This is a genomic window from Acinetobacter sp. YH12096 (assembly GCF_013419215.1).
Lineage (GTDB): Bacteria > Pseudomonadota > Gammaproteobacteria > Pseudomonadales > Moraxellaceae > Acinetobacter > Acinetobacter amyesii.
The window spans coordinates 40,696-51,725 of the sequence record NZ_VPAM01000013.1 but is presented as its reverse complement, the minus strand read 5'-3'; the positions used below and the strand labels follow the sequence as shown (position 1 = coordinate 51,725).

Sequence of the window (11,030 nt, the reverse complement as noted above, 5' to 3'; positions counted from 1 at the left end):
GTCAAAGTTCTATGACGAGCAAATAAATCTTGAGCTTGATCCTTTATTTAATTTATCATCACAGAATATTTAGCGAATAACTCACTATAGTTTTAATAATATTTAGAGAAAAATTCAGATGAGTAGCCCATATTTGAGCTTAGACCGTATAGATATTCGTATTTTAGAGTTGCTGCAAGAAGACGGAAAATTGTCCAATATTAAGCTTGCGGAAATGGTGAATTTATCACCGACTGCGGCGTTGGCACGTGTGCAAAAATTATCGAAAGAAGGCTTTATTTTAGGCTATGAAGCACGTTTAAATCCGGTCTTACTCAACAATGGATTTGTGGTTTTTGTGGAGATTTTACTAGATAAAACCACGCCCAACGTATTGGAAGATTTTTCGGATGCAGTGCGTCAAATTCCAGAAATCGTAGAATGTCACATGATCAGCGGTGGTTTTGATTTTGTGGTGAAAATACGCTGCGCAAATATGGAAGAATTTAGAAAAATTTCAGGGCAGGTGCTTTGGCAATTACCTGGTATCAAGGAAACGCGTAGTTATCCTGTGATGGAAGTGATCAAAGAAAGTATGCAAATTAAGCTGAAACCTGCGGCTCGATCAATTAAGTAACGGCTCTTACGAGTATAAATGTAATTGCGCATTTTAAAACGATTTTTAAGTCTATTCGACGGAGTCTTACATCTTGAGTTTGGATAAAGGGTTTAGCCTTCGGCTGGAGGCACTTTTACGAAACGATGTTTCTCATTTGGCAAAATGAGAAGTGTGCTTCGCAAGGAAACCATCTTGCGGTGCAATGCACCTCACCAACAAAACTCGTTCACTACCGTCAAATTATTAAAAATGTCGCAAAAACATTTTTGATGAAAATTAGTCCTGTCTCAAACACTTGTGGATGACTTTATCGCGTATCGTTTTCTTATTTGAATCAAATTGCGCATCTGATGTTACTGCGTAACATAAATTATGTAATAGAAAATGTGAGTACTAAAAAGGGGCATTTAGCCCCTTTTAAGTGTCAAAAATTTTAGATTTCAGACATTTCTTTTTGATATTGCGCTTCGGCTTTTTCAAAGCGTTCAACCACATCCGCCTCTGGTGCTTTGCCCAATAAGCTCACCACAACGATACTGATTGCAGAGAAAATAAAGCCTGGAATGATTTCGTATAAACCAAGGTGGCCTAAGTAGTTTTTCCACACGATGACAGTCACAGCACCCACGATCATGCCAATGATTGCACCGTTAAGCGTCATACGTTTCCACAGCAATGAAAGAATAATCAGCGGGCCAAATGCAGCACCGAAACCTGCCCATGCATAAGCCACTAAGCCTAAAACTTTACTTGCAGGGTTCATTGCAAAGGTGATTGCAAATACCGCAATTGCCAAGACCATCGCACGTCCAATCCAAACCAATTCTTTTTGCGATGCGTTTTTACGAATAAATCCTTTGTACAAATCTTCCGTCAAGGTTGTTGAACACACCAATAACTGACAGCTAAGTGTGCTCATCACCGCAGCTAAAATTGCCGCTAAAATAATCCCAGCAATCCACGGATTGAATAGAATTTTAGTCAATTCCATAAATACCGTTTCAGGGTTGGCATTAACGACGCTTGCCAGTTCTGGGTGAACTTGGAAGTAAGCAATACCGATATAACCGGCTGCTACAGCACCGCCTAGACATAGGATCATCCATGTCATACCAATGCGACGTGCATTCGGAATGGATTTAACAGAATCGGCTGCCATAAAGCGAACCAAAATATGCGGCTGACCAAAATAGCCTAAGCCCCACGCCATGCTGGATAAAATCGCAACTGTACTTAAACCTTCAAATAAATTAGAAGCTTGTGGGCAAGCTGTTTCCAAAATAGCAGCAAGATTTTGACTGTTATCACCTAAAGCAAGGTAGGCAATGATCGGTGTGATCAGCAATGCAAAGATCATCAGACCCGCTTGGAAAGTATCGGTCCAACTGATCGCTAAGAATCCACCAATACAGACATAACTGATGGTTGCAATGGCACCAATCCACAGTGCTGTTGTGTAGTTCCAACCGAATAAACTTTCGAAAAGTCGTGCGCCAGCCACCATGCCAGAAGCACAGTAAATCGCAAAGAACACTAAAATCACTACAGCTGAAATGATACGTAAAATCTTTTTACGGTCTGCAAAACGGCTCGTGAAATAATCGGGCAGGGTCAGGGCATTATTTTGATATTCGGTATGAACACGCAAGCGACCCGCAACGATCAGCCAGTTCAACCAAGCACCGATAATTAAGCCGATCGCAATCCAAGCTTCAGAAAGACCAGATAGATAAATTGCACCAGGGAGACCCATGAGTAGCCAACCACTCATGTCGGATGCACCTGCTGAAAGTGCAGTCACAACACTTCCTAAACTTCGTCCACCTAAAATGTATTCGTCAAAGTTATGCGTAGCTCTGTAGGCATACAAACCAATGGCAAGCATTGCAAGAATATAAAAAATAAAGGTGACTAATGTCGGGTTTAAATGGCTCATAGGCGGTTCGTCCTTAATGAAAGCAAATCATCTCTGTCCTAGATGAAAATTTGTACTTCTGTCGTAAGTCGCAGATTCAAGCACGATTTAAAAATTACACTCTGTAACCTTTAAGCATATTTTATGTATATTTTGTGTAAATGATATTTCTTCTTATTACAAATCGAATTTTTTATTGTGCTGCTGAAATGTTGTCCAGACGGGAATTTAAATTTTGAAATGTAAATCTACCTAAGACTTTTCATCACAAAAAGAGAACTAATGAAATTAGGTAAAAATTACACAATGTTACATAGTGAACAAGAAATGTGCATTTGAAATATTTGGTTGCAAATGTGCATCACATCATCTGTAGTGAGATGATTTGAACAGGTCGAATATGAGGTATGCATAGTCTTGGTGCGTAATTAGAGGGAATGCGCAGTGACAACGGTTCAAATGGAAAAAACGAGAATAGAGCATGATTTATTGGGGGATAAAGCAGTCCCGCAGTCATGTTATTACGGCATACATACATTGCGTGCCATCGAAAACTTTCAAATATCAAAGCAGCATGTCGGACAAAATTTAAACTTTGTACGCGCTATTGCTCAGGTAAAAAAAGCATCAGCAGAAACCAATTATCAATTTAACTTAATACAAGATGATATTCGCCAAGCGATTCAGCAAGCGTGTGATGCTTTGATTGATCATCCTGAACAATGGGCAGATTCATTTCCAATTGATATTTATCAAGGTGGAGCAGGCACTTCTATTAACATGAATGCCAATGAAGTCATTGCCAATATTGCCCTTGAATCGCTCGGAGATGCGAAAGGCAGTTATCAAAGGATTCATCCCAACGACCATGTCAATAAGTCACAATCCACCAATGATGTCTATCCAACAGCGCTGCGTCTAGCGACATATAGTGCTTTTGATGCTTTATTTGTAGTGCTAAATCAACTTATCGGAAGCTTACATGTTAAAGCTGATGAGTTTAAACATGTCATCAAAATGGGGCGTACACAGTTACAAGATGCAGTTCCGATGACTTTGGGGCAAGAGTTCCGTGCATTTGCAACATTATTAAAAGAAGATTTGAAGTTGATTGTGCAAAATCGACAGCTTTTATTGGAAATTAATTTAGGTGCGACAGCAATTGGTACTGGCGTGAATTCTCCTGCAGGTTATGCGGCCAAGGCCGTTGAAAATCTAGCTCATTTGACCGGTCTAAAATTGCAAGGTGCAGAAGACTATGTCGAAGCAACCAGCGATTGTGGCGTATTTATTTTATTATCGAGTTGCTTAAAACGTTTAGCTGTCAAACTTTCTAAAATTTGTAATGACTTACGTCTTTTAAGTTCTGGGCCACGTACAGGTTTAGCGGAAATTCGATTACCTGAGTTACAAGCAGGTTCGTCGATCATGCCTGCAAAGGTCAATCCCGTGATCCCAGAAGTGGTCAACCAAATTGCATTTCGAGTAATGGGGAATGATTTAACCATCACTTTAGCCGCAGAAGCAGGGCAATTACAATTAAATGTCATGGAGCCGGTGATTGCATTGTCCATGAATGAATCGATTGAGCTTTTGGTGAATGCCGTAAAAACATTAGACAGCAAATGCATTCAAGGGATTCAGGCAAATGAGCAAGCATGTTTTGATGCTGTGATGCGTAGTGTAGGAATCGTGACCTTACTCGATCCATATTTAGGTCATGCAAAATGTGATGAAATCGGTAAGCAATGTATTGCCGAAAATAAAACCATTCGCCAAGTGGTTTTAGAGCAAGAGCTGTTAACTGAAAGTCAATTGGATGAAATTTTCTCGATTGAAAATTTAGTTTCTGAAGTGACACCATTTAGTATGCCACTGGCTCAAGTGAGTTAAATGCTTATTTAAGACTCTTAAATAGTAAATGAAGAGTAAATGACGAAGGTTAATCCTTCGTTTTTTATTTGAAGAAATCAGTGGTAAAGCTAGAGAACTAATCTGATGGCAGTGATGTATTAAGTCTCTAATAGGAACTTAATTTCTAAAAGAAAGTATTGTGTTGAGATTAGAGCTTTATAGAAACTGAAGATAGCTATTATTTTTCTATATATAGCCATGAACGTTTGGATGAAAAATTTAGCGCATAGATAAAGTCAGAACAGCTTTAACTTGCCCCAAAAAGGACGTAATCGAAGTACAATAGGTTTTTTATCATGTTGTAGATAGTCAGATGTTTAATAAGTTAGTCGATTTATTCAAAGGCGCTAAAGAGTCGCCTGAGCAACTTTACTTAGAACAACACCACATTCAATATGATGAAACTCAGGGCTATATCATTGAAGGCGTAGTTTTAAATACATTGTCTGAACGTATGGAATATTTGTCGAATAGAAAAATGACAAATTTCGATGATTTAAAACAGCTCTATGCAACTGCAATGATTATCAATGAAAAAATAGACTTGGAAATTGCAAATAAACGTTTTGTTGCAAGATTAGGCAATACTGAAGAAAATCTGTTGCAGTTTAAACTCTATGTCAAACTATTGAATGATTATTATCGTCAATTCATCCGTGATCGTAAGTAAGTGAATGGACTGCAGTGTTTGAGTTTGATGTGTGCGTTAAGGGTACTCATCAATAGAAAATACAATCACAAATCCACATTGGTTAAAACACTGTATATAGTTGCTTAAATCTCGGAATGTAAAAAGCATCGTGTTAATATGATCACCAAGTGATTAAAACATTAAAAGCTATTTACATCATGTTCCAGCAAGAAATTTCACAACTCAATCTTAAACAGCTTAAAGCTGGCGAAAAGCGGTGGGTCGGAAACTTACAAGGCTCATCTGCTGCATTATTATTTAAAGAAATTAGCAAACAATCCAAACAGTTGTTTGTGATTGTTGCACGTAATAATCAGCATCTCGGGCAGTTAGAAAGTGAGCTGGAATTTTACGGAATTAAGCCAACTATTTTCCCAGATTGGGAAATTTTACCTTATGACCGGCTGTCGCCACATCAAGACATTGTTTCTGAACGCTTGGCGATTTTGTCCAATATGCCACAGCAAGGTGTGTTGTTGGTTTCAGCAACAACTTTAGCGCAGCGAGTTGCACCGGCATCTTGGGTATTAGGTGAACACTTTGATATTAAAGTGGGTCAAAAATTTGATATCGAACAACAAAAATTAAGATTAGTACAAGCGGGCTATCACTTGGTGGATACCGTTTATGATCATGGTGAATTTGCAGTACGCGGTAGCATTATGGATATTTACGCTTCGGGGCAAAGTTCACCGATTCGTATTGACTTATTTGATGATGAAATCGATACCCTCAAATTCTTTGATCCTGAAACTCAGCGAACCACCCAAAATTTAGATCATTTTACGGTTTTACCTGCAAAAGAATTTCCATTAAAAGAAGCGCGCTCACTGTTTCGTGATCGATATGCGGAAAATTTTCCGACAGCAAATCCAAAGAAAAACCCAATTTATCAAGATGTACAAGATGGTATAGCTTCACCGGGTATTGAGTTTTATTTTCCGTTGTTCTTCGCTGAACAAGCCATGAAAGAGCAAAGTACGCTATTTTCGTACTTACCAGAGAATGGCATTGTCATTACAGATAAAGCTATTGATGACACATTGATTCAGTTTTGGTCAGACATTGTGCGTCGTTATGAAGACCGCCGTCATAATGTCGACCAACCGATTTTGCCGCCAGAGCAGATTTTCCTACAACCAAATCAGGTTTTAGAACAATTAAATCTCTGCCGTCGTATTGTGGCTTCGCCTGAGGCTTTTGATGAACGCAATGGCGTGATCAATCTTGCAGCTGAGATTCCACCCCGATTACCTATCGATCCAAAACGTGAAAAACCATTTTCTGCGGTTAAGCAGTATATCGATGCGGCAAATTATCCGGTACTTTTAGTGGCTGAAAGCGCTGGTCGACGTGAAACTTTAAAAGATGCATTGCGCCCAAGTTTGGGTGATATTCCAACGGTCGAAAGTTTTGATGATTTTATGCATTCTATGCATGCGATTGCGATCACCAATGCACCCTTAGATCGTGGTTTATTGCTAACTGACAAGCTCAGTGTAATTTCTGAAAATCAGCTTTATGAACACCGTGTGGTTCAACGTCGTCGTAAACGCCAACAGGAAGTATCAGAAGAGTTTCTTGTTCGTAGTTTAACCGAGCTAAGTATTGGCGCACCTGTGGTTCATATTGATTATGGTGTCGGGCGATATGCAGGTTTAATTACCTTGAGTATCGATGACCAAGACCATGAGTTTTTGCAGTTAGACTATGCCGATGCAGCTAAGGTGTATGTCCCTGTAACAAACCTGCATTTAATTAGCCGATACAGTGGTGGTGACCCAGATCTAGCACCATTACATAAATTGGGCACAGATGCATGGTCTAAAGCCAAACGCAAGGCTTTAGAGCAGATCCATGATGTGGCGGCAGAACTTTTACATATTCAAGCACGTCGTCATTCGAAGCCCGGTTATGGATTTGAACTGGATCAAAGTCTCTATATGCAGTTTGCCAGTGGCTTCGCCTATGAGGAAACTTTAGATCAAGCCAATGCTATTGAAGCGACACTGTATGACATGCAACAAGCAAAGCCGATGGATCGTTTGGTTTGTGGTGATGTCGGTTTTGGTAAAACAGAAGTGGCCATGCGTGCTGCATTTGTGGCAGTACAAAATAACAAACAAGTGGCTGTACTTGTTCCAACCACGTTGTTGGCACAGCAGCACTACGAGTCTTTCAAAGATCGCTTCGCGGATTGGCCTGTACGTATTGAAGTCCTTTCACGCTTTGGTTCATCAAAATCACATACTAAAACCATTGAAGACCTCGCAGAAGGCAAAGTGGATATCGTAATTGGCACACATAAAATCTTGCAGGAAAGTGTGCAATTTAAAAATCTCGGTCTCATGATCGTGGATGAAGAGCACCGTTTTGGTGTGCGTGATAAAGAGCGAATTAAAGCATTACGCGCCGATGTCGATATGCTGACGCTAACTGCAACGCCTATTCCACGTACGCTGAATATGGCTTTTAGTGGTATGCGTGATCTATCAATTATTGCAACGCCACCTGCACGTCGTCTTGCTGTGAAAACCTTTGTGCAAGAGCATACTGGAGATTCGATCAAAGAAGCCATCTTGCGTGAACTGCTACGTGGCGGGCAAGTGTATTTCTTACACAATGAAGTGGAGACCATTGAACGTACGGCAGAAACTTTACGTGAATTGGTTCCTGAAGCACGAGTCGCGGTAGCACATGGTCAAATGCGTGAGCGTGAACTAGAGCAAATCATGCAGCAGTTCTATCATAAAGAATATAATGTGCTGGTGTGTTCAACCATTATTGAAACGGGTATTGACGTTCCAAACGCCAATACCATTTTGATTGAACGCGCAGATAAACTGGGACTAGCGCAGTTGCACCAACTACGTGGTCGTGTCGGTCGATCGCACCATCAAGCTTACGCCTATTTACTTGTGCCTTCGCTCAAAGGCTTAAAAGGTGATGCTGAAAAACGCCTAGATGCCATTTCGCGTGCATCAACTTTGGGCGCGGGCTTCATGTTGGCTACAGAAGACTTAGAAATTCGTGGCGCAGGTGAGTTGCTGGGTGAACAGCAAAGTGGCTCAATGCAAACCATCGGTTATAGCCTGTATATGGAAATGCTTGAAAAAGCCACCAAAGCCATTCGAAAAGGTAAAACGCCTAACTTTGACTCTCCATTGTCATTAACGGCTGAAATTAGCATGCACATGCCAGCCTTAATTCCAGATGATTATTTAGGTGATGTACATCAACGGTTATTGTTCTATAAACGCATTAGTAATACGGATACTCAAGAGAAACTCGATAACATTCGTATGGAGTTGATCGATCGTTTTGGCTTGCCGCCGCAAGCAGTCAAGCAATTATTCTCTGTCCATCAGTTGCGTTTAAAAGCGGAGCAATTGGGTATCACTAAAATTGATATCAGCTCACATGGCGGCAGTATTGAGTTCTCACCAGATACACCAGTTCAAGCCATATCGATTATTCAAATGATGCAAAAGCATCCGACTTTCTTCCGAATGGAAGGTGGACAGCGTCTAAAAGTCATGGTCATGCTCGAAGAATATGACAAACGGATTCAATTTATAAATGACTTATTAGACAGTTTGCTGAAGGAATTGGCGCCAAATCACTAGATTTGGCGTATAAATTGCTTGTTTAGATTGAGTGGATTTTCATGCGTGTTTTTTATATAGAAGAAACGCTTGATTTTTTTGAAAAATTTATTAGAGTCATAAGCAAGCAACGTTTTATTCAAATGCAGTTTATTTGTAATGAAACGTTCTGTACAGAATATTCACACCCATAAGGATGTGATAGTATTAGCCATCATTCTAATTTTGCATCATTTATAAAGATATGTTTAGTTTACATCCACAACTTGCTCAAGATACGTTTTATGTAGGCGACTTTCCTCTGTCAACATGTCGTTTGATGAATGATATGCAATTCCCGTGGCTTATTTTGATTCCACGTGTTCCGGGAATTACAGAGCTTTATGAATTAAGTCAGGCAGACCAAGAGCAGTTTTTACGTGAATCAAGCTGGTTATCAAGCCAATTGTCACGTGTATTCCGTGCAGACAAAATGAATGTAGCTGCATTGGGTAATATGGTTCCACAATTACATTTTCATCATGTTGTTCGTTATCAAAATGATGTGGCTTGGCCGAAACCAGTTTGGGGTACGCCAGCAGTTCCTTATAACAATGATGTCTTGGCACACATGCGCCAAACACTAATGCTTGCACTACGTGGTCAAGGCGATATGCCTTTCGATTGGCGTATGGACTAATCCCGATTTACGGACAATATCAGGATAGTAGAAGAATGAGTGTCCGTATGGGGGCGATCGAGTGCCGTTAGACAATTTAATCAGCAAAGAGCCTAAACAGTTTGAATATTTTCATCGTTTGATGGGATATATCATGCTGTCTTTGGTGATTGTTGTCTATCATTACACTCAGCCAGATACGCAATATCAAATCTACATTCCTGCATTTTTATTTTTTCTGATTTTAGTTGTTCCCAAGTTTTCCCATTGGCTAATTTATCGATATAGCAATCAAGTTAAGCGTAATGTACTTTTTCTGATCGATATCATTGTTATTGCTGTGCTGATGTCTGCAGTACATTTAAGCCTCGTTTTAACCTTTCTTGCGGTCTTTGCACTGCTGTATACAACCATTTATAACAAAATTAATTTCTTAATGATGTCCTTGGCAGGAATTGTAGGCGTCACTGTATTTTATTTGTGTAATATTTATGTCTTTGGTTTTCAAGAGTATTTTGAGTCAACCAGCAGTGAATTAACCGTTCTTGGCTTTTTATGCCTCATTACCTATTTCAGTGTGGGGACATTTTATCAACACACCCAAGTTCAGTCTTTGAGCAATAAAAAGAACCACTATTATGATCAGATGAATCGTTATATGGAATTCGCTAATCAATTGAGTCGTTATGCGCCAATGCAGCTTTGGCAATCGATTATGAAAGGTGAGTCTGAAGCTAAAATCGAATATAAACGTAAAAAACTCACGATTTTCTTTTCAGATATTCAAGGGTTCACAGAACTTTCTGAAACATTAATCCCAGACGATTTAGCATTTCTACTCAATGACTATTTGAGTCATATGACTGAGATTGCCAAACAGTATGAAGCGACTGTCGATAAATTTATGGGTGATGCAATTCTAATCTTCTTTGGTGATCCACATAGCCAAGGCGTAGAGCAAGATGCAAAAACCTGTTTAGAGATGGCAATGGTCATGCGTCAGCAAATGAAGTTGCTACGTGAACGCTGGATTAAAATGGGTTATCCGCCGCTACACATTCGTATGGGTATTTCTACAGGGTATTGCCACGTTGGGAACTATGGTGCGGCTCACCGTATGGCTTATACCATCGTGGGTCGTGATGCCAACTTGGCTGCAAGATTACAGAGTGCTGCCGAAGTCGATGAAATTTTGATTTCAGACGATACGCATCATTTAGTGAAAAATGACTATTTATGTGCACCTAAAGCACCGATCTTCTTAAAAGGTATCAAAGGCCCAGTACGTACTTGGCAAGTGATGGAAAAATACACCTCACAGAAAACAGATTATCAACGTTGGTTCGATTACGAATATAAAGGCTTTAATCTATTGTTGAACTTAGATGAAGTACAAAACTTTGAATATCCTGAACTAATACATGTTTTAGAACGTATGATTAAACGCTTACAAACTCAGCAAAAAATGACCAACTCTGCTGGTATTGTTAAACTGAATTTAGAAGACGAAGTGATCGAAGAAGTCAAAAAAACTGAATCTCACTCTTAATTTCACATATACATTATAAAAATTAGATCTAATCGTATTGCCTTAAATTGTAAAAATAACTCAATTCATTCTTTTATCAAAACGTCTTCTTTTTTTGAAT

Annotated in this window: 7 protein-coding genes; 6 read left to right on the top strand and 1 reads right to left on the bottom strand. The window is 39.5% G+C overall.

The genetic code is table 11. The features are described from left to right. Window positions 1-118: 118 nt before the first annotated feature. Window positions 119-616: an Lrp/AsnC ligand binding domain-containing protein gene (locus tag FTU36_RS07620; protein ID WP_168378610.1), complete on the top strand. Its 498-nt coding sequence runs from the start codon at window positions 119-121 to the stop codon at window positions 614-616. A 415-nt stretch (window positions 617-1,031) separates the two neighbouring features. Here FTU36_RS07620 and putP read toward each other — a convergent pair whose 3' ends face one another. Continuing rightward, the gene (putP, locus tag FTU36_RS07615) at window positions 1,032-2,534 is read right to left on the bottom strand and encodes a sodium/proline symporter PutP (RefSeq protein ID WP_180117319.1); all 1,503 of its coding nucleotides are present in this window, start codon (window positions 2,532-2,534) and stop codon (window positions 1,032-1,034) included. A gap of 423 nt (window positions 2,535-2,957) precedes the next feature. Between putP and aspA the strand changes: the two genes are divergently transcribed. The 5 genes from aspA (at window position 2,958) to FTU36_RS07590 (ending at window position 10,930) form a co-directional block, all read left to right on the top strand. Beyond that, window positions 2,958-4,406, top strand: a complete 1,449-nt coding sequence (gene aspA, locus FTU36_RS07610; protein ID WP_180117317.1) for an aspartate ammonia-lyase — start codon at window positions 2,958-2,960, stop codon at window positions 4,404-4,406. Between the two features lie 334 nt (window positions 4,407-4,740). Continuing rightward, window positions 4,741-5,097: a hypothetical protein gene (locus FTU36_RS07605; protein ID WP_180010120.1), complete on the top strand. Its 357-nt coding sequence runs from the start codon at window positions 4,741-4,743 to the stop codon at window positions 5,095-5,097. A gap of 179 nt (window positions 5,098-5,276) precedes the next feature. Then, window positions 5,277-8,744 (top strand): transcription-repair coupling factor, encoded by a 3,468-nt coding sequence (gene mfd / locus FTU36_RS07600; protein ID WP_180117345.1) that lies wholly within the window; start codon window positions 5,277-5,279, stop codon window positions 8,742-8,744. Window positions 8,745-8,967: 223 nt separating this feature from the next. Continuing rightward, window positions 8,968-9,402 (top strand): HIT domain-containing protein, encoded by a 435-nt coding sequence (locus FTU36_RS07595; RefSeq protein WP_067762788.1) that lies wholly within the window; start codon window positions 8,968-8,970, stop codon window positions 9,400-9,402. Between the two features lie 61 nt (window positions 9,403-9,463). Then, window positions 9,464-10,930 (top strand): adenylate/guanylate cyclase domain-containing protein, encoded by a 1,467-nt coding sequence (locus tag FTU36_RS07590; protein WP_180117315.1) that lies wholly within the window; start codon window positions 9,464-9,466, stop codon window positions 10,928-10,930. Window positions 10,931-11,030: the final 100 nt, after the last annotated feature.

What these genes read in the sequence shown, in the direction of transcription:
- FTU36_RS07620 (WP_168378610.1), top strand. Translation starts at nt 119, where the DNA reads ATGAGTAGCCCATATTTGAGCTTAGACCGTATAGATATTCGTATTTTA.
- putP (WP_180117319.1), bottom strand. Translation starts at nt 2,534, where the DNA reads ATGAGCCATTTAAACCCGACATTAGTCACCTTTATTTTTTATATTCTT.
- FTU36_RS07605 (WP_180010120.1), top strand. Translation starts at nt 4,741, where the DNA reads ATGTTTAATAAGTTAGTCGATTTATTCAAAGGCGCTAAAGAGTCGCCT.
- mfd (WP_180117345.1), top strand. Translation starts at nt 5,277, where the DNA reads ATGTTCCAGCAAGAAATTTCACAACTCAATCTTAAACAGCTTAAAGCT.
- FTU36_RS07595 (WP_067762788.1), top strand. Translation starts at nt 8,968, where the DNA reads ATGTTTAGTTTACATCCACAACTTGCTCAAGATACGTTTTATGTAGGC.